This is a genomic window from Alkalimarinus coralli, from assembly GCF_023650515.1.
Lineage (GTDB): Bacteria > Pseudomonadota > Gammaproteobacteria > Pseudomonadales > Oleiphilaceae > Alkalimarinus > Alkalimarinus coralli.
Genome location: NZ_CP096016.1, coordinates 94,907 through 112,798 on the forward strand (window position 1 = coordinate 94,907; position 17,892 = coordinate 112,798).

The window sequence follows — 17,892 nt, forward strand, 5'->3', positions numbered from 1 at the left end:
CGGCCTTTGCTCTATGTGGGCAAGGGCCTCAATCACTAATTTGATTGATTTTTGTTATCTAATAGACGGTAAAGGGGTGAGCTGACAGGCTCATCCCTTTATTTGGTTTTAAGGCGCAAAAATCAAGTTTACCCTAGCAGACTGTTGGGATTAGATAACTTTTGGGATAAAGAGAGAGTCGTTATGGCCGTTGGGAAAGGTGGGTTGCCTGAATTTAATGCTATTAGTGGTGTTCGTCTAGGTGTGGCCAAATCAGGTATAAAGTACCCCGACCGGAAAGATTTAGTGGTCTTTGAGTTAGCTGAAGGGGCCACGACGGCTGGCGTTTTTACCAAAAATGCATTTTGTGCTGCCCCCGTTGTTTTATCAAAGGAACACTTGAAAGCCACTCCTCCCCGTTACCTGCTGATTAATACCGGCAATGCAAATGCAGGAACAGGCGCTCAGGGAATGGAAGACGCTACCCACTGTTGTCAGGCGCTTGCTACATTAACGGGGGTTCCCCAAACTGCAGTGTTGCCATTTTCAACTGGCGTGATTGGGGAGAAGCTGCCGGTTGAGTCTATTGTGGAAGGTTTACCATGCGCCCTGAGTGCGTTAAACGAAACCGACTGGGCTGGAGCTGCTGAAGGGATAATGACGACAGATACGCGGCCTAAAGGCGCAACCAGGTGTATAGATATTGCCGGGAAAGATATCTTTATCTCAGGTATCAGTAAAGGCGCTGGAATGATTATGCCCAACATGGCAACCATGCTGGGGTTCGTGGCAACGGATGCCAATATTGAACAAGCGCTACTACAGGACTTATTAATCGAGTGTACGGACTCGTCATTCAATCGAATTACGATAGATGGTGATACCTCTACCAATGACTCATGTATACTGGTTGCAACGGGCAGAAGTGATGCCCCCGAATTGAAAAAAGGGACAGAGGAACTGGAACTGTTTAAAGCTGAGCTTAAAGCTCTGTTTGTTGAACTCGCTCAAGCCATTGTCAGAGATGGCGAGGGGGCAACAAAGTTTGTTTCTGTGATCGTTGATGGGGCTAACAGCCAACAAGAGGCGCTGGGTGTCGCTTATACGGTTGCGCATTCGCCACTTGTGAAAACAGCGTTGTTTGCAAGTGACCCTAACTGGGGCCGTATTTTGGCTGCGGTTGGAAGAGCTGGGGTTGATGACCTGAATTTAGACGCGATTACCATACATCTTGATGAAGTGTGCATTGTTAGTGAGGGGGGGAGAGACGCTGAGTATACAGAGGAAAGAGGGCAGGAGGTGATGAATCGCGAAGAGATTTCCATCCTGATAAACCTGGGGCGTGGTCAAGTCTCTGAGACGATATGGACAACCGACCTGTCTCATGAGTATGTCACTATTAATGCGGAATACCGCACCTGATAAGGGCTTGTGTTGTGATGCCATTAGTTCATGTAGCCGTTGCTGTGATTCGTCGCGATGATCAGGTGCTGATCGCGCGCCGTGCAGATCATGCTCATCAGGGAGGTTTGTGGGAGTTTCCAGGGGGGAAAGTAGAACCCGATGAGACTGTCCAGCAAGCCTTGAAGCGCGAGTTAAAAGAAGAGCTGGATATTGATCTCGACATTAAAGGGAATACTCAACCGTTAATTCGAATCCGGCATGACTACGGTGACAAGGCTGTTTTACTTGATGTCTGGGGTGTCACTCAATTTACCGGCAAGGCAAAAGGGGCGGAAGGCCAACCCATTAAATGGGTGGAAAAAACTGAACTAGCTGACTATGACTTCCCTGAAGCCAATAGGCCTATTCTTGCAGCCACTCTCTTACCGCAGAAATACCTGATCACGGGCCGTTCCGACAATGTAGAAGACTGCCTTTATCGATTGGAGAGAGCCATTCTGGTTAATGGCATAAAACTGGTACAGTTTCGTAATCATGACTTATACCGGCGTGACTATGATGCCTATGTTGATTTCGCCAAACAAATTAAGAGACTCTGCGACAAAAATGGAGTGTGCTTAGTGCTAAACGCACAGCCGGAAGTATTAAAAGATATTGATGTTGGTGGCGTGCACCTTAGTTATGCCGAGTCTCGCCGGCATGCTGTTAGGCCTGTGCCGGCGAATAAGCGGTTCGGCGTTTCGTGCCATAATGCCGAAGAGATCGCAAGTATAAGGCACTTAGAGCCAGACTACGTTTTTCTTTCGCCGGTAAAACCCACTAATTCGCACCCTGGCGCAGAGTCGCTAGGGTGGAATCTATTTCAGGACATTGTTGATTATGCCCCGTTTCCGGTTTACGCACTTGGGGGATTGGGGGAGGCAGATATTAATGATGCAATTTGCCATGGTGCGCAGGGCGTCGCGGCTATAAGTAGCTGGTGGTAGGCTTATTGTTTTCAGAACTATATTGAACGCTTAGCAAGCGAGTGCGGTCTAATCAAACGACTATAGAGGTTATGATGTCGAAACTTACACATCTGGATGATACTGGTGCAGCCTATATGGTGGATGTATCTGAGAAAACGATCACCACCAGAGTTGCAAGGGCGGAAGCGTATATCGTCATGAAGGCGGAAACGCTCAAGATGATTACTGAGGGGCGACATAAGAAAGGTGATGTATTTGCGACTGCGCGTATTGCAGGCGTGATGGCTGCAAAGAAGTGCCCTGAGTTAATTCCTCTTTGTCATAGCTTGTTATTGACCTCGGTAAAGGTCAGCCTGAGTGCAGAGCCTGATAATTCACGAGTAAGAATTGAAACAATGTGCAAACTTGATGCGAAGACAGGGGTTGAAATGGAGGCCCTAACCGCCGCCAGTGTCGCGGCACTAACACTTTATGACATGTGTAAAGCCGTCGATAAGGGCATGGTCATTGAAGGGGTTAGACTTCTTGAGAAAGAGGGCGGGCGCTCAGGGCATTGGAAAGCGGAATGATGAGTTGCAGTTATGAGCAATAATGAAGCAGGTAGTACCGTTTTACCCGAAGCTAAATTGGTCGACAAATTTGGCAGACAGGTCACTTATGTTCGAATATCTGTAACAGACCGCTGTGACTTTCGCTGCGTGTACTGTATGGATGAAGAGATGAGCTTTCTGCCTAGAGCAGATATCCTAACGCTAGAAGAGATTGGGGTTATCGCTAAGGTGTTCAGTGAGTTGGGCGTTCGTAAAATCCGACTCACAGGAGGAGAGCCACTAATTCGTAATAATGTCATGTCTGTTATTGAAGAAATTGGCGCTCTGCCCCAGCTGGATGAATTGGTATTAACCACCAATGGATCTCAGTTAACCAAGCTATCAAATGGCTTGGTATCAGCAGGCGTTAAGCGTATTAATATCAGCCTTGATAGCCTTAAAGCTGAACGGTTTCGCCAGCTGACTCGCACCGGCTGCCTTGATACTGTTTTAAACGGTATAGATGCCGCTATTGCGGCAGGTTTTACAAGAATAAAGTTAAATGCGGTAATATTAAAAGGCCGGAATGATGATGAAATTCTTGATCTGGTTAAGTTTGCGAGAGATAAGCAAATAGATATCAGTTTTATTGAAGAGATGCCATTGGGTGAAATCTCATCGCATGACAGAGGTGAATCGTACTGCTCAAGTGATGAGATATTAGATATCATCTCAACTGTTTATTCTCTTACGCCTGTTGATGACTCCACAGGCGGGCCATCAAAATACTACGCAATGTCCGATTCAAATAGTCGCATTGGTTTTATTTCTCCCCACAGCCACAACTTTTGCGGTGACTGTAATCGGGTAAGAGTGACTGTCGAAGGTCGGTTGCTTTTGTGTTTAGGAAACGAGCACTCAGTTGATTTAAAGGACGTGCTACGGTCGCATCCAGGAGATACCGGCCGATTAAAGCAGGTGATTATTAGTGCGATGGATCTCAAGCCTGAGAGGCATTACTTCAACAATGATGATGACCCTCAAATATTGAGGTTTATGAACATGACTGGGGGCTAAAAAGACCCGCAGGGGCTGCTTATGAGCCGCGATAAAAATGTACTGATGTGGTTCAAATAGCAACAATGGTTAGTACTGTAAATTTGGTGTATGTGATGTCTCTCACACAAGTATATTGAGTATGGTACAATGCCGCCCTAATTTGATTCTCAAGTGTATCCAATGTCATCGTTTACCGCATTTATGAGATATTGATGCCTCTCAGAGAAATATAGTGCCGAGGAAATATAGTGTCTGTTCGCTTTATTGAAACTTGTCTTTTGCCCACTCCATTTGCTGTCTTTGAAATGCACGGCTTTGAAGAAACGGAAACAGGTCAAGAGCATGTGATTTTGTCATTAGGAGATATCTCTAATGGTGAGCCCGTATTAGCCAGAACGCATTCAGAGTGCCTTACTGGTGATGCATTATTTAGTATGCGTTGTGACTGTGGATATCAACTTGAAGAGGCGCTGAAAAGCATTGCCAATGAAGGGCGCGGAATTCTGCTATATCTTCGACAGGAAGGTCGTGGGATCGGGCTACTCAATAAAATTAGAGCTTACCACCTGCAAGATGGAGGGGCTGATACGGTTGAGGCGAATGAGCGGTTGGGCTTTGCTGCGGATCTTCGAGACTATAGCATGTGTCAGGGAATGCTTGAGCATTTGGGGGTTTCGAAGTTAAAGCTGATGACGAACAATCCAAGAAAAGTGAAGGCGCTCAGTGAGTTTGGTGTTGAGGTCGTGAGTCGGGTGCCGCTTCGGGTGGGCAAAAACCCTCACAATGAAGGTTATCTGGCTACCAAGGCGGACAAATTGGGCCACTGGCTGCAAACTCATCAGGATGATCAGCCACCGGAGTAATGCTACTCCGGTTATTTTTTACCTGCTTATTTTATTGATTGATAGCGTGTTGAGAGCTGCTGTCTATTGCTGGTGCTGAGTCTTTTAGCTGAACTTGGCTCCACTTTGTTTGGATCGCTTCTAATATTCCTTGTCTATCCAGCCCACACTCTTTTAATAGCTCTGCTGGCTTCCCATGTTCGACAAAGTAATCAGGTAAGCCAAGATTGATAGTTGGTATATCTATGGCTGCCTGGTTTAAGAATTCGTTAACCCCGCTGCCTGCGCCGCCAGCAATCGTATTTTCTTCAATGGTTACCAATAAAGAGTGAGACGTAGCAAGGCGGCTAATCAGAGCTGTATCCAACGGTTTTACAAAGCGCATATCAATCACAGTTGCGTTGAGCTCTTCCGCTGCATGTAATGTCTCATGCAGTAGAGTTCCAAATGCTAAAATAGCGATATTGTGCCCTTCACGGACAACGCGCCCTTTGCCGATGGGAAGCTGTTCAAGCGTCTCTTCTATCTTTGCTCCAATACCGGTTCCCCTTGGGTAGCGCACGGCTGCAGGCCCTTGGTGGTGGTAGCCAGTATTGAGCATTTGCCTTAGTTCATTTTCGTCAGAAGGTGCCATAATCAGCATTTCAGGGATGCAGCGCAGGTAAGATAAGTCAAAGCTGCCTGCGTGGGTTGGCCCATCCTCACCGACCAGGCCTGCTCGATCAATAGCAAACAACACATCCAGATTCTGAACTGATACATCATGGATCAGTTGATCATAGGCTCGTTGCAGAAATGTTGAATAAATTGCGACGACCGGCTTCGCACCGTCACAGGCCAAACCCGCTGCCAAGGTGACTGCGTGCTGCTCCGCTATGGCGACGTCAAAATAACGATCAGGAAAGCGGTCAGCAAATGCGATAAGGTCGGAGCCCTCTTTCATTGCCGGAGTAATACCGACAATACGTGGGTCTGCTTCTGCGATATCACATAGCCATTGGCCGAACACATTAGAGAATTTGGGTTTTTGAGGTTTTTCTTCTGACGCTATAGCGGCTTTCGGTGCTGGCGCTATTTTGTTGATAGCGTGGTAGCCGATTGGGTCTCTTTCTGCTGGAGCAAACCCTTTGCCTTTTTTAGTGACAATATGAAGGAATTGCGGTCCGCTTAACTCTTTCATGTTCTCAAGCGTGGCAACCAGGGTTGGCAAATCGTGGCCGTCGATAGGGCCGATGTAATTGAAACCAAGTTCCTCAAACAGCGTGCCGGGAGCCACCATCCCTTTGAAGTGTTCTTCGGTTTTTCGTGCAAGCTCCATAAGATTTGGGTTTTGGCTTAAAAAGCTTTTACCACTGTCTCTCATATGGTTGTAGGTTTTGCCTGAGAGAATTTTTGCTAAGTGGTTATTTAAGCCGCCGACACTATTGGATATCGCCATATCATTGTCGTTTAGAATAACCAACATGTCTGGCTTAACATCACCTGCATGACTCAGTGCCTCAAATGCCATGCCTGCGGTTAAAGCCCCATCACCGATGACGGCAATTGATTGACGTTTAATATTTTGCAGTTTTGCTGCGAGTGCCATGCCTAGTGCTGCACTGATAGATGTGCTTGAGTGCCCCACGCCAAATGTATCAAACTCGCTTTCCGAGCGACGAGGGAATGCAGCCAGGCCGTCTTTATGTCTGATTCTGGTCATCTGATCGCGACGGCCAGTAAGAATTTTGTGTGGATAGGCCTGATGACCAACATCCCACACCAGCCGGTCTTCAGGCGTGTTGAAGACGAAGTGCAGAGCAATAGTCAGCTCTACAACACCTAAACCTGCACCAAAGTGCCCGCCGGACTGCCCAACGCTATATAACAAGAATGCACGTAGCTCGTGTGCAAGCTGCGGGAGTTGGTCTTCGCTCAGCAAACGCAATTGGGCCGGAGTGTCCAGCTTATCCAGTAGAGGCGTGTTTGGTCTGTGAGTTGGTATTTCTTGAAAAATGTGAGAATGAAGCATCCGGCGATGTTAATCCGTTGAGACAACAAAGAGGCATTATAACTCGGATATTCAGCAAATTGACACAGAGGCATGTACTTTTTTAGCACTGAAGTTCTGCTGAATTTTGCTCATTTGCTGATGTTAGTGTCACTGTTTAAAAGGCGGCTTGGTTTCAATATTCAGTTATTAGCGGCTTCTGCTAATAATAAACTCACTAATTTGTGCCAGTCTTGAGGTGTCAATATTGGTGAGATTGTCGAGCGCTGATAGCGCCGATAGATGAAGTGCCTGTGCTTTTTCTCTGGCACCGTCTAACCCTAGCAGGGCGGGGTAAGTTGGCTTGTTCCTGGCTTCGTCTGCGCCTTGTGTTTTGCCCAGGGTTTCGGTATTGCTGGTGATATCCAGAATATCGTCTTGAACCTGAAATGCGAGGCCTATGCTCTGTGCGTAAAGCCGCAGTTGCTGTAGCGTGCTTGCATCGGATATTTCAGCGCTTTGCGCGCCTAAAATAATGCTGGCTTCAATGAGTGCGCCGGTTTTATGGTTATGCATGTTTTCCAATGAGTCGAGGCTGAGTTGCTGGCCAACAGAGTCCAAGTCAATCGCCTGCCCGCCTACCATTCCCAGGCTGCCACTGGCTGTGCTCAGTGTTTTCAGCATTTCGACTCTTGATTGAGGCGAGTGCTTACCTCTGGTACAGAGTATCTCGAAGGCCATTGCCTGCAACGCGTCACCCGCTAAAATAGCCGTGGCTTCATCATATTTAATATGACAGGTCGGTAAGCCTCGGCGTAGATCATCATCATCCATGGCTGGCAGGTCATCATGAATAAGGGAGTAGGCATGAATAAGTTCTACTGCGCTGGCTGCTGCGAGTGCGTCACTTTTGTCTATTCCAAACGCTTCGGCGGTCGCAAATACTAGAACAGGCCTTATTCTTTTGCCTCCAGACAGTGCGCTATATCTGATAGCCGAGTGTAGTTTCCGAGGTTCTATCGTGCTTGAGGGAAGCCAGCCAGTTAGTGTGTTATCGATTAATTCCTGGCTTTGGGTGAAGTAGCTGCTAATGTCGTTGTTATTCATTTATCCGGTAGGCCTAATAAAAAGCTGCGTGCTGTTTGACGTCTGTGAATTAGTCTTTGTCTGGGGTGAACCCAGTGGTTGAAAGCTCCCCATCGGAGTTTTTCATCAGAATATTAACTTTCTGTTCTGCATTTTGCAGTGCAGTTTGACAGTTTCGGGTCAGTTTCACCCCTTCTTCAAATGCTTCTAAAGAGCTTTCGAGCGTCAGTTCGCCTTGCTCCATTTTTCGAACAATCTCCTCAAGTTTTCTCAGTGACTGCTCGAAATCTACGGGGGCTTCACTCTCAGCCGCAATGTTTTTTGTCTTGGGCATTGTCTTTCAGACCTGCTTGAAGTCGGTAAGTTGTTGTTTAGGCGCTACCATCATGAATATCAAAGTTACCATAGATTATTAAAATTATTCATGATTTTTGAAAAATTATAGCTACAATAATAAAGTGCATAACATTATACCAGACCAACAATAATCGAAATCATTTTTCTTTATTCTTGTACATATAAGTGTAATAGCGGATATGACGTGTGGCTTCATTATATCCGGTTGGCATGGGTGAGAGTTTTTTCGACCTTGTGTATTGATTGATTGGTTATGTATGTATTGATTGATGACGTATTGTTGGTAAAGGCAAGATGAGGAGTAGCGGGTGGATTTAGCAAGCCTCTTAGGCTTAATTGGTGGTTTTGCTATCGTCATTATGGCGATGGTGTTGGGCGGCGGCGTTGGGATGTTTCTCGATGTGCCATCGTTTCTGATTGTAATAATCGGAACCATCTTTGTTGCATTAATGAAGTTTACATTAGGGCAATTTCTGGGGGCAGGCAAAGTGGCTGCGAAAGCATTCATGTTCAAGATGGATAAGCCTGAAGAGCTGATTGAACAGATTGTGGAAATGGCTGATGCAGCGCGTAAAGGAGGTCTTTTGTCCCTTGAGGGAAAGGAAATCAATAATGATTTTTTGGCAAAAGGGATTCAACTGTTGGTAGATGGGCATGATGGTGATGTCGTTAAATCTCTGCTGACTAAAGATAAAAATCTTGCGGTGGAGCGCCATAGTTTAGGCAACAGTGTGTTTATGTCGATAGGCGATGTTGCGCCTGCAATGGGAATGATCGGTACGTTGGTCGGGCTGGTTGCAATGTTATCAAATATGGATGACCCAAAATCAATAGGGCCTTCCATGGCTGTTGCCCTGCTAACAACGCTTTATGGTGCGATGGTCGGCAACATGATTGCCTTGCCTATCGCCGATAAATTGAAAATCAGAATGGCGGAAGAGCAGCTGCTAAAGTCGATGATTATAGATGCGTTATTGGCGATTCAGGCTGGCCAGAACCCTCGTGTAATTGAGCAAATGTTAAGAACTTACTTGCCGGAAGGTAAACGAGCATCTGCCGAAGCAGATGGCTAATAACGTGCTCTCTGTGAACGGTGAAATTTGCTGCTTTAGCTCAGCTGTAATAAATGTGTTGTGAGTGATTTTTTGAATGAGTGATGAAGAAGAACAGGATTGTCCCGAATGCCCTGTCGGCCTTCCTGCTTGGTTAGCGACATTTGCGGATTTGATGTCGCTGTTGATGTGCTTTTTCGTATTGTTGCTCTCTTTTTCCGAGATGGATGCGCTGAAGTTTAAGCGCTTGGCTGGATCAATGAGAGAGGCTTTTGGGGTACAGAATCAGATTAAAGCCAATGATATTCCAAAGGGCACGAGTATTATTGCTCAGGAGTTTTCTCCCGGTCGTCCTGACCCTTCCCCCCTGCAAGTGGTGATGCAGCATACGACCGACCCTGATCAGTCAACCCTTGAGGTGTTATGCGAAGCCCAGATTAGCAAGGCCGTCGAAGATCAGTGCTCTGAGCAGGTCGGTGAGCAGCAGGCACTTAATGAAGTGGTGATTCAAAAGCTGCAAGAGCTGGTTGAGCAGACTGAAAGTAATGCTATGGACATGGCTGCCAAGCTTGAGAGCGAAATTCGCAGCAACATGGTTGAGATTGAGACCCGGGGGCGAAAGATTGTCATCAGGGTTCAGGAAAAAGGCTCCTTTTCGTCAGGCTCAGCAAGACTGCAAACAGACTTTTTTCCGGTGCTCGACAAGCTGATAGAGCTGCTTGCTGATATAGAGGGCAATATCGCAGTGGAAGGGCACACGGACAATATTCCTATTAATACCGCTCAGTTTCCTTCAAACTGGGATCTTTCGGTTGCGAGAGCGCTTGAGGTGTCTCATGGCTTGTTTGATGATGGCACGTTAGATCAGAGCCGTTTCACTGTTACCGGGATGGCTGATACCAAACCATTAGTACCCAACGATACGCCAGAGGGCAGGGCTAAAAACAGGCGCGTTGAGATTATTCTTCAAGAGCCGGTCGATCCAGAGCTTAAGGAAAATATACGCAAAGCGCGTGAAGTAGACCCGGATAGCTTTAAAGGCGATGACTTTGATGGGTTTGAAGAGCTAAATCCAGATGAGATTTTCTAGCGTGTGCTGAGTGTCTATAGATGGTGAAACTGGCTTTTTATAGTAATGATGACAAGGGAAGCGCAAGGCAATAATAGATATGCACAATAATAATCAAGAGCGAAGGCGTTACTTTAGAATTGTCGATCAGGTTGCCATTAGCTATCGGCTGTTACCTGAAGACGAGGCTGCAGCAACAGGTGTGGGTATTAATTCGCCTGCTGCATTGATTGCGCAGCTGGAAAACCAAATATCGGCCTCACTTGAAACACTGCGCTCAGCCCAACCTCAAGTGCATGAGTTGATGGAGCTATTCAATAGAAAAATAAACCTGGTTTTATCGCTGGATGAGTCACTCTCAGAACCTGACAGTCAGCAGCAGAAACGCTCTCAGCAGGTTAGTATCAGTGCCTGCGGAATTGCATTCCCGGCTCCTGAGCAGTTACGGCCCAACGATAGACTATTACTGGATTTGACGCTGTTCCCTTCTAATGTTTGTCTTAAGCTGGTTGCTGTTGTCATTAGTAGTGACTCGATGGAAGAGCCAATTGGGGATGACTGCTATATCGTTAGAGCAGACTTTGTTGACATTACCAGCAATGAGCAGGAAGTGCTGGTGCAACATGTTATTAAACGACAGACTCAGCAGCTGAAAGAAAGACGCGAATCGAGGCAAAAATAATGGGTGTAATGCCTTATAGCGCGAACCTTGACCTCTCTGCTGGCGTGCCACCTTCTGAATAGTTTTGTTCCACAAAGCTGATGCCGCCATTGCCTTGCACTCTTAGAATGGTACTTGTTCGAGTGCCATACCCGGGGCTTTTTATAAACAAAGGGGACAGTAGTTTCTCAATCATTTTGCCAACCCCCGTCTCAGGCAACAAGGACTCTTCTGCTTGCTGGTCGTTTTGGAGAAGTGTCAAGAGTGCCTCCTCTTTTGCTGAAGGTGAGTCATAGTCGAGGTTTACTATTTTACTAAAACTGTCTACTCCCGTTGTTACCTTTGGCCAAGGAGTATTCAGTAAATGGTTGCTGAGACCATAGACCCCAGAAGATAACTCACAAGGTGGCTGGTTGCTTCTGTTCGAGTAATAATAGAGCGACGAGCTGTCACCGACTAAAAGGTTGAAGCCTGCGTATTGGTCATGATTTTGTTGAAGTTCTTGCAGATAATCTGCCGGTTTTTGCTCACCTATCAGGTACTGCGCTGTCAGAGCGCCTCTGGATAGAGGGTACTGCTTTTTATCGGGCCTTCTAAAGTTAGTGACTGCGGCGAACTTGCCTCCGCGAGTAACGCCCAGCCATGTACCATGTTGTTGTAAATCTCTGCCCGCCAGTAGTTGCTCGTTATCTTGCCAGAAATGAGCATTTTGGCTGGGGCGTTTGTAAAACTCATCTCTATTGGCGGCAACGATCAGCTGCTCTTCGGCGCCTGGGTTCCAGGCGAATAAAATAAGGCACATTAAGTTGACTCAAAAATGAAAAATCTTAAGACCATGTTTTACCACTATGGCCGCTTCTTGTGTATCATACCACTCTCAAAAAAACATGAGCGGTAGATGATAGGGTTTGGTCTACTTTTTCCTCTCGGCTTTGGCTCTAGCGCTGAACGAATATAAGGGTTTATTGGATAAATGGTTGTTCTGCTGTATTTGGTGTTAGGGGCAATTGCCGGGCTACTGGCGGGTTTATTTGGCATTGGTGGCGGGCTGATTATTGTTCCCGTTTTGGTATTTAGTTTTGCGTATCAGGGTATTTCACCTGACGTATTAACGCATATGGCGGTTGGCACATCACTGGCGACGATAGTCTTCACCTCCTTGAGTTCAGTTAAAACGCACCATGAAAAAGGGGGCGTTCGCTGGGAATTATTTAAACCAATGACCGTAGGCATTGTCTTAGGCGCTGCGCTCGGGGTCTATACGGCAGCAGAGTTGAGTGGCCCGGTGCTGCAAAAGGTCATCGGTGTGTTTGCTATTGTAATGGCCGCTCAAATGGGCTTTGGATTGAAACCCAAACCAGCCCGTGAGGTGCCAGGCAACAAAGGGCTGATGGGCGTAGGTGCAGGGATTGGCTGGGCTTCGGCTATATTTGGTATTGGTGGTGGCTCATTGTCGGTTCCTTTTTTAACCTGGTGCAATGTTCGCATGCAGCAGGCGGTGGGTACTTCAGCCGCCTGCGGGCTACCCATAGCGGTATCTGCGGCAGTGACAAATATCTACAAAGGCTGGGGGGAGCCCGCCTTGCCGGAGTGGAGTGCCGGGTTTATTTACCTACCTGCTTTCATCGGCATTGTGATGACCAGCGTGTACTTCGCTCGGGTAGGCGCTAAGCTAGCGCATAAATTATCGGCTGAGAAACTTAAACGTATTTTTGCTTTGTTACTTGTCTTTGTTGGGCTTCGGTTTCTGTTAGCCTAACGGTTTCTGCTAAGGTGGCAAGATGTGTACATGGCAACTTCAAAGCGGCATAAAAAGCGGCGTAAAGGAATAACTAAATGTTGAAATACCCTCAAATAGATCCCGTGGCGGTTTCAATCGGGCCTCTTAAGGTTCATTGGTATGGGCTGATGTATCTAATAGGGTTTGCTACGGCATGGTTCTTAGGTAAGAAACGTGCGACAAAACCATGGTCACCAATAAAACCGGAGCAGATGGGCGACCTTATCTTCTATTGCGCGATGGGTGTCGTGCTGGGGGGGCGGTTTGGTTATGTCTTTTTCTATAACTTCGATCGCTTTCTGGATGATCCGTTGTGGCTCTTCATGGTATGGGAAGGAGGGATGTCATTCCATGGTGGGCTAATTGGGGTCATTCTGGCGATGTTTTGGTTTGGGCGTCAGCTGGGCCGCACGTTTTTTGAGATATCTGACTTTGTCGCACCGTTGGTGCCGGTAGGGTTAGGAATGGGGCGACTGGGCAACTTTATTGGTGGCGAGTTGTGGGGAAGACAAACAGATGTCGCCTGGGCGATGATTTTTCCCCGTGACCCTGAACAACTGCTTAGGCACCCGTCACAGCTATACCAGTTTGCGTTAGAGGGTGTGGCGCTATTTGCTGTGTTGTGGTGGTTTTCTTCCAGGCAGCGGCCCAAAATGGCTATCTCAGGTCTATTTTTACTTTGCTATGGGGCGTTTCGCATTGTTGTTGAATTTTTCCGCCAGCCCGACGAGCATCTTGGTTATATTGCCTGGGATTGGTTGACGATGGGACAACTATTGTCGTTACCGATGGTGATTATTGGTATCGGGATGATGATTTGGGCTTATCGTATGAACAGTGTTGCTGGCACATCCTCGCCAGAAAAAGTTTAAGAATGATGACGTAAATTATAGGTAGTGTTAGATGAAAGCGTATTTGGACTTAATGCAAGATGTAGTTGATAGCGGAACTGACAAAGGCGATAGAACAGGCGTGGGCACCCGCTCTGTGTTTGGTCGACAAATTCGCTTTGACCTATCCAAAGGTTTTCCGCTGGTCACGACTAAAAAAATTCACTTAAAAAGTGTTATTTATGAACTGCTTTGGTTTCTAAAGGGGTCAACTGACAATACCTGGCTTAAAGAACGCGGTGTTTCTATCTGGGATGCCTGGGCAACGGATACGGGTGACCTGGGGCCGATTTATGGCAAACAGTGGCGCAGTTGGCTAGGGCCAAATGGTGAAACGGTTGATCAGATCTCAGAGGTTATTGAGCAGATAAAAACAAAACCCGACTCCAGGCGCCTTATTGTTTCTGCCTGGAATCCGGCAGAGCTGCCCGATGAGTCTATAGGGCCTCAGGCGAATGTCGAACAGGGGCGAATGGCGCTGGCCCCTTGTCACTGCTTGTTTCAGTTTTATGTGTTGGACGGAAAGTTATCCTGTCAACTATATCAGCGTAGTGCAGATCTATTTCTGGGAGTGCCCTTTAACATCGCCAGTTATGCGTTGTTGACCCATATGATTGCAGACCAGTGCGGGCTGGATGTTGGTGAGTTTATTCATACCTTTGGCGACTGTCACCTTTATCAGAACCACCTGAATGATGATATTGTGTTTAAACAGCTCAAAAGAACGCCACGATCGCTTCCCAAACTAGTGATTAAACGTAAGCCCGATACGATATTTGACTATGAGTTCGAGGACTTTGAATTTGAAGGTTATGACCCAGACTCTTTAATCAGAGCACCGATTGCGGTGTAGTATTTGCGGTGTCGTATTGCAAACCGTCGTTTAAAATTATAATAAAAAAGGGAGCTGCGTAATGCGGCTCCCTTTTTACAGATTTCTACTGATATCCCTGTTAAAAATCTTCCCAGTCATCATCATTTGAAAATGATGCTGCGTTTCCGTTACCGGTTGTTTTACTCTCGTAAGACCGTGGTTGGTAGGACTTTATCGCTTCGGGCTGTGATGTGTTCTCAATGGGCTCTGCTGATATGTACCCGCCCACTTTAAAGAAACCAATTAACCTGTTCATTCCCGACGCCTGTTCAGACATTGCCTCGCTGGCTGCAGAGGCTTCTTCCACTAATGCTGCGTTCTGTTGCGTCATTTCATCCATTTGGGCAACGGCTTGGTTAATCTGCTCGATGCCAGAGGTTTGTTCTGCCGCAGCATTGTTTACTTCGTTGATCATGCTGGCAACACGGTCTACGGCGTTAACTATTGCCCCCAGCGTGTCACCCGATTCATTAACCAGATTTGAGCCTGTTTCTACTTTAACAACACTGTCTCGAATGAGGTTTTTAATCTCTTTCGCGGCATCAGCTGAGCGTTTTGACAGGTTGCGAACTTCACCTGCCACCACTGCAAACCCTCTGCCTTGCTCTCCGGCTCTTGCTGCTTCTACGGCTGCGTTCAAGGCGAGCAGGTTAGTTTGAAATGCAATTTCATCGATAACGCCGATAATATCATTAATGCGATTGCTCGACGTGAGTATCTCCTTCATGGCTTCAACGGCTTCTTGAACGATTGCACCACCGTGCTCGGCTTTGTTTTTTGCATCGGTAGCAAGTTGGTTGGCTTCACCTGCATTATCAGAACTTTGTTTAACCGTAGCGGTGATCTCTTCCATGCTGGAGGCTGTTTCTTCCAACGAACTGGCCTGTTCTTCTGTTCGCTGGCTGAGGTCAGTATTGCCTTGGGCTATTTCATCTGCGGCAGTATGTACCGTATTTGCAGCCTCTCTGATTTGTGTAATGATCTCAGTCAGTTTACTGATTGTGCTATTGGCATCCTCCTTGATGCGCTGAAAGTCGCCATCGTACTCTTGTTCGATGGATTTTGTCAGGTCGCCCTCGGCTAACTGCGCGAATAGTTGGCCAATATCTGAAACAAAGGATGAAGAGCTTTCAAGTAGTTCGTTGAGCCCAACACTGAGTTTTTTGAAGAACCCTTCTTTGTCATCAAGTGAAATGCGTTTAGATAGATCGCCTTGGGATGCTGACTCAACAATCGCATCAATCTCTTTTTCGATCGCCACCTCATTGGTTCGGTCTTCCCACTCAACAACCGTTCCGAGTCTGTTGCCATTGTCACCAAACACAGGCGTTGTAACCAGAGTGAAAGTCCGCCCACCGATTTTAATCGTTGTTTCATACGGGTCTGTGAGTGCCGCCATCATTTGCCGTTGATGTGTCGGGTTTTTATGGAATATATCGACATTGGCACCCATTAATTTCTCGGCGTCAAATTCGCTTAGGTCTTTCTGAAGGTCTTTTTCTGCGTCTTTGAACATGCGCTTAACCGCGTTGTTCATATAGATAATATTCAGGTTAGAATCAGCCATCATCACGTTGGTATTACATACATCCAGCGCCTGACGCACGCGGGTCGCGGCAGCTGCTCGCTTGGCACTGTCTTCAACATCAAAGCCATTCTTAATCCGCATGGTGGTAATGGAACGGGTGAGCGAAGACAGCTCGTTGTTGCCGTTCATCTCAAGTGTCTGGCTATAGTCTCCATTACGGATTGCAGCCAGGTTGGTTAAGCTGTCTTTGATGGTGTTGAGCGTTTTTCGGCTCACTGTAATGCCAATTAGCGTGACTAGAAGCACTGACAAAGCCGTAAGTGTTGAAAGCAGGTAGAATGTGAACGAAAGACTATCTACACGTCTTTCCAGTAGTGCTTCCAATAAGTTGGCCGATTGGTCATAGAGTGCGAACGATTCGCCTATCGCTCGGGTGCCTGCTTGAAATAATGCCTGCGAGTCGCCCCTGAAACGGCCATCACGAACCGCAGTGATGGCAGTAATAAATTCAGTGATGGCTGCCTCTGCTTCGCCTTCCTGGGTTCCAAGGGCGCTGGCGACCTCCTGGCTTGCTGTAGCGGCACTTTTGTAGGACTTTGTTACAGCTTTGAATGTGATATTTAATGCTATCGTAAGCTCATCTATTCGTTGCTGCTGGGCCGCACTAGGCACGCCGCCTTCTGCAATGATGCCTGCTCCTAACCCTCTGGCTTGCCCCATAAACTCAACTAATTGAGGTATATGGTTGATGATGAGCTCCATGTTATAAGAGCTGTCCAGGTCGGGATCCAGGACCAGATTTGATGTGTCGCCCACATAGATAATCAGTTGCAGAATATCATCAATAAACTCAGTATGGCGGGCAAAGCTCTGTCCAGGTGTGAGTGAAAAAGCCAATGACTTAATGGACTTCCACTCTTCGAAGAGAGCATTCAGGTGCTGCGTTGTGTTGAGTGACTCACCGAGCTGGCTATCAACCTGAAATGCTTGTGAAAACGCCTCATCGATATCTTTTCGTCGCTGTTTTATTTGGCTTTCAAAACCGGTATTGCCCTTGAGATAGGCGTTGGTCATGCCTCTATGTTGTGGTGCTAGCTCAAGCAGTGATCGTAAAGGCTTTACGTACTCCACACCTAACAGCTCTTTTGATGAAAAGTCTACGTTTTCCTTTTGAATGCTCAGTTTTGCGACGATAACCGCTACTAAAAAAGCGAAAATGACTCCCAGTACGATGAACTGGTGAGCCAATTTAATATTGCCAAATTTAGCCAAAACCGATGCGATTCCGGTCTTGACCGGGTTGCCATTCTTTAGACCGAGCTTTCCATCTTTAATTTTTTGGAGAGCTATTTCTGCCGCTTTAATTTCTTCTCGGGTCGGCTTCGAGCGAACAGACATGTACTCAACAATATTACCGTCTTTCCAAACCGGCGTTACATTGGCTTTTACCCAATAAAAATCGCCATTCTTACAGCGGTTTTTCAGTACCTGAACCCAGGGCTTTCCCTCTTTAAGCGTGCCCCATAAGTCTTCAAATGCAGCAGGTGGGATATCTGGATGACGGACTATGTTATGGTTGTGGCCTATCAGCTCTGCCTCGGAGAAACCACTGACATCAATAAACTCCTGATTAACGTAGGTGATAGTACCTTTAAGGTCAGTCGTTGATACAAGGGTGTCACCTTCATCGAAATTAACCTCGTTATCGGTGACCGGCATGTTGATTTTCATGTGACCTGGCTCCTGAGCCTAACTAATTTTCAAACTATACTAGACGTCCGCGGGGGCAAAGATGGTTGGCCCACTTAGCCCCGTTTGTACTTTTTGTCTATGTAAGGAATTAG

At 46.8% G+C, this 17,892-nt stretch carries 16 protein-coding genes; 11 read left to right on the forward strand and 5 right to left on the reverse strand.

What is annotated here, in order from left to right; all coding sequences use genetic code 11:
- Positions 1 to 183 precede the first annotated feature (183 nt).
- The 5 genes from argJ (at position 184) to ribA (ending at position 4,803) form a co-directional block, all read left to right on the forward strand.
- Positions 184 to 1,401, forward strand: a complete 1,218-nt coding sequence (argJ, locus tag MY523_RS00435) for a bifunctional glutamate N-acetyltransferase/amino-acid acetyltransferase ArgJ (RefSeq protein ID WP_250656843.1) — start codon at positions 184 to 186, stop codon at positions 1,399 to 1,401.
- Positions 1,402 to 1,418: 17 nt separating this feature from the next.
- Positions 1,419 to 2,369 (forward strand): Nudix family hydrolase, encoded by a 951-nt coding sequence (locus MY523_RS00440; protein WP_250656844.1) that lies wholly within the window; start codon positions 1,419 to 1,421, stop codon positions 2,367 to 2,369.
- A 71-nt stretch (positions 2,370 to 2,440) separates the two neighbouring features.
- Positions 2,441 to 2,920 carry a cyclic pyranopterin monophosphate synthase MoaC gene (gene moaC, locus MY523_RS00445; protein ID WP_250656845.1) on the forward strand — a complete coding sequence of 160 codons (480 nt, stop codon included), beginning with the start codon at positions 2,441 to 2,443 and terminating at the stop codon, positions 2,918 to 2,920.
- Positions 2,921 to 2,932: 12 nt separating this feature from the next.
- A complete protein-coding gene (moaA, locus tag MY523_RS00450) occupies positions 2,933 to 3,958 on the forward strand; it encodes a GTP 3',8-cyclase MoaA (RefSeq protein ID WP_250656846.1) in 1,026 nt (341 codons plus the stop codon).
- A 230-nt stretch (positions 3,959 to 4,188) separates the two neighbouring features.
- Positions 4,189 to 4,803, forward strand: a complete 615-nt coding sequence (gene ribA / locus MY523_RS00455) for a GTP cyclohydrolase II (protein ID WP_250656847.1) — start codon at positions 4,189 to 4,191, stop codon at positions 4,801 to 4,803.
- A gap of 31 nt (positions 4,804 to 4,834) precedes the next feature.
- Here the strand turns inward: ribA and dxs are convergent, their stop codons facing one another.
- The 3 genes from dxs to MY523_RS00470 all read right to left on the reverse strand — a co-directional run bounded on the left by dxs (position 4,835) and on the right by MY523_RS00470 (position 8,171).
- Entirely contained in the window at positions 4,835 to 6,793 is a 1,959-nt protein-coding gene (gene dxs, locus MY523_RS00460; RefSeq protein WP_250656848.1) for a 1-deoxy-D-xylulose-5-phosphate synthase, read from the reverse strand.
- Between the two features lie 168 nt (positions 6,794 to 6,961).
- Positions 6,962 to 7,858: a (2E,6E)-farnesyl diphosphate synthase gene (gene ispA / locus MY523_RS00465; RefSeq protein WP_250656849.1), complete on the reverse strand. Its 897-nt coding sequence runs from the start codon at positions 7,856 to 7,858 to the stop codon at positions 6,962 to 6,964.
- Positions 7,859 to 7,907: 49 nt separating this feature from the next.
- The gene (locus MY523_RS00470) at positions 7,908 to 8,171 is read right to left on the reverse strand and encodes an exodeoxyribonuclease VII small subunit (RefSeq protein WP_250656850.1); all 264 of its coding nucleotides are present in this window, start codon (positions 8,169 to 8,171) and stop codon (positions 7,908 to 7,910) included.
- 331 nt (positions 8,172 to 8,502) lie between these two features.
- On the opposite strand from MY523_RS00470, the gene pomA reads away from it, so the two are divergent.
- The 3 genes from pomA to MY523_RS00485 all read left to right on the forward strand — a co-directional run bounded on the left by pomA (position 8,503) and on the right by MY523_RS00485 (position 10,997).
- Positions 8,503 to 9,267 carry a flagellar motor protein PomA gene (gene pomA / locus MY523_RS00475; RefSeq protein WP_250656851.1) on the forward strand — a complete coding sequence of 255 codons (765 nt, stop codon included), beginning with the start codon at positions 8,503 to 8,505 and terminating at the stop codon, positions 9,265 to 9,267.
- A gap of 76 nt (positions 9,268 to 9,343) precedes the next feature.
- Positions 9,344 to 10,336 (forward strand): flagellar motor protein MotB, encoded by a 993-nt coding sequence (locus tag MY523_RS00480; protein WP_250656852.1) that lies wholly within the window; start codon positions 9,344 to 9,346, stop codon positions 10,334 to 10,336.
- Positions 10,337 to 10,415: 79 nt separating this feature from the next.
- Positions 10,416 to 10,997, forward strand: coding sequence for a hypothetical protein (locus tag MY523_RS00485; RefSeq protein WP_250656853.1), 582 nt, complete (start codon positions 10,416 to 10,418; stop codon positions 10,995 to 10,997).
- A gap of 13 nt (positions 10,998 to 11,010) precedes the next feature.
- Here the strand turns inward: MY523_RS00485 and MY523_RS00490 are convergent, their stop codons facing one another.
- Positions 11,011 to 11,778, reverse strand: a complete 768-nt coding sequence (locus tag MY523_RS00490; RefSeq protein ID WP_250656854.1) for an NRDE family protein — start codon at positions 11,776 to 11,778, stop codon at positions 11,011 to 11,013.
- 171 nt (positions 11,779 to 11,949) lie between these two features.
- Here MY523_RS00490 and MY523_RS00495 point away from each other — a divergent pair, with 171 nt between their 5' ends.
- From MY523_RS00495 to MY523_RS00505, 3 genes are all read left to right on the forward strand, one after another.
- Complete coding sequence (locus MY523_RS00495) at positions 11,950 to 12,735, forward strand: sulfite exporter TauE/SafE family protein (protein ID WP_250656855.1); 786 nt, start codon at positions 11,950 to 11,952, stop codon at positions 12,733 to 12,735.
- 77 nt (positions 12,736 to 12,812) lie between these two features.
- The gene (gene lgt, locus MY523_RS00500; protein ID WP_250656856.1) at positions 12,813 to 13,628 is read left to right on the forward strand and encodes a prolipoprotein diacylglyceryl transferase; all 816 of its coding nucleotides are present in this window, start codon (positions 12,813 to 12,815) and stop codon (positions 13,626 to 13,628) included.
- Positions 13,629 to 13,659: 31 nt separating this feature from the next.
- A complete protein-coding gene (locus tag MY523_RS00505) occupies positions 13,660 to 14,499 on the forward strand; it encodes a thymidylate synthase (protein WP_250656857.1) in 840 nt (279 codons plus the stop codon).
- Between the two features lie 100 nt (positions 14,500 to 14,599).
- Here the strand turns inward: MY523_RS00505 and MY523_RS00510 are convergent, their stop codons facing one another.
- Positions 14,600 to 17,779 carry a methyl-accepting chemotaxis protein gene (locus MY523_RS00510; RefSeq protein ID WP_250656858.1) on the reverse strand — a complete coding sequence of 1,060 codons (3,180 nt, stop codon included), beginning with the start codon at positions 17,777 to 17,779 and terminating at the stop codon, positions 14,600 to 14,602.
- Positions 17,780 to 17,892: the final 113 nt, after the last annotated feature.

Bases quoted from the DNA above. Each gene is read 5' to 3' on its own strand.
- argJ (WP_250656843.1), top strand. From the start codon at position 184: ATGGCCGTTGGGAAAGGTGGGTTGCCTGAATTTAATGCTATTAGTGGT.
- MY523_RS00440 (WP_250656844.1), top strand. From the start codon at position 1,419: ATGCCATTAGTTCATGTAGCCGTTGCTGTGATTCGTCGCGATGATCAG.
- moaC (WP_250656845.1), top strand. From the start codon at position 2,441: ATGATGTCGAAACTTACACATCTGGATGATACTGGTGCAGCCTATATG.
- moaA (WP_250656846.1), top strand. From the start codon at position 2,933: ATGAGCAATAATGAAGCAGGTAGTACCGTTTTACCCGAAGCTAAATTG.
- dxs (WP_250656848.1), bottom strand. From the start codon at position 6,793: ATGCTTCATTCTCACATTTTTCAAGAAATACCAACTCACAGACCAAAC.
- ispA (WP_250656849.1), bottom strand. From the start codon at position 7,858: ATGAATAACAACGACATTAGCAGCTACTTCACCCAAAGCCAGGAATTA.
- MY523_RS00470 (WP_250656850.1), bottom strand. From the start codon at position 8,171: ATGCCCAAGACAAAAAACATTGCGGCTGAGAGTGAAGCCCCCGTAGAT.
- MY523_RS00480 (WP_250656852.1), top strand. From the start codon at position 9,344: ATGAGTGATGAAGAAGAACAGGATTGTCCCGAATGCCCTGTCGGCCTT.
- MY523_RS00485 (WP_250656853.1), top strand. From the start codon at position 10,416: ATGCACAATAATAATCAAGAGCGAAGGCGTTACTTTAGAATTGTCGAT.
- MY523_RS00490 (WP_250656854.1), bottom strand. From the start codon at position 11,778: ATGTGCCTTATTTTATTCGCCTGGAACCCAGGCGCCGAAGAGCAGCTG.
- MY523_RS00495 (WP_250656855.1), top strand. From the start codon at position 11,950: ATGGTTGTTCTGCTGTATTTGGTGTTAGGGGCAATTGCCGGGCTACTG.
- lgt (WP_250656856.1), top strand. From the start codon at position 12,813: ATGTTGAAATACCCTCAAATAGATCCCGTGGCGGTTTCAATCGGGCCT.
- MY523_RS00505 (WP_250656857.1), top strand. From the start codon at position 13,660: ATGAAAGCGTATTTGGACTTAATGCAAGATGTAGTTGATAGCGGAACT.
- MY523_RS00510 (WP_250656858.1), bottom strand. From the start codon at position 17,779: ATGAAAATCAACATGCCGGTCACCGATAACGAGGTTAATTTCGATGAA.